Annotated in this window: 1 protein-coding gene; it reads left to right on the top strand. The window is 64.2% G+C overall.

Annotated elements, in window-relative coordinates:
* Positions 1-469, top strand: a 469-nt coding sequence (locus RJ1_RS44880; protein WP_143169595.1) for a transposase, incomplete at its 5' end; no start/stop codon positions are given.
* Positions 470-674 lie beyond the last annotated feature (205 nt).

The raw sequence follows: 674 nt of genomic DNA, 5'->3' as shown, positions 1-674 counted from the left end.
ACCTCGCCACCTCGAGACTCTCGACGACGGATCCTGGCTGGCGCAGATCGTCCCCACCTCCGGGAAGAATCGGCAGCAGCGCACACCACTGACGGTGCGCGTGATCGACTACACCCTCGACGACGGGCGGGGAAACCCCGAGCAGTACCGGCTGCTGACCACCATCCTCGACCCCGCCGACGCATCCGCGGAAGAACTCGCCCTCGCCTACGCCCAACGCTGGGAGATCGAGAACACCTTCGACGAACTCAAAACCCACCAACGCGGGCCGCGAGCGGTCCTGCGGTCGAAGTCCCCACCGCTGGTCGAGCAGGAAATCTGGGGGCACCTGTGCTGCCACTACGCCATCCGCACCCTGATGCGCGACGCCGCGACCGCCGGCAGTCACGATCCGGACCGGATCTCCTTCGTCGCCGCCCTGCGGATCACCCGACGATCCCTGTCCCACAGCTCTTTTTCCCCCTCATAACCACCACGCCGCCACCCGATTGTGGAATCAGGGCATCGCCAAACTCCTGCGCCGCATCAACCCAGCACGCCGACCCCGATCAAACCCCCGCGTCGTCAAACGCAAAGTCCTCAAATGGGCCGCCAAACGCGCACACCACCAACACCATCCACAACCCACCCAACCGCCGAAATGCACCATCCTTGTTCACTAACTGAACGGTATT

This window comes from Rhodococcus jostii NBRC 16295 (assembly GCF_001894825.1).
GTDB lineage: Bacteria > Actinomycetota > Actinomycetes > Mycobacteriales > Mycobacteriaceae > Rhodococcus_F > Rhodococcus_F jostii.
The sequence above is the reverse complement of the archived record's forward strand: the minus strand, read 5'-3'. Positions and strand labels throughout refer to the sequence as shown.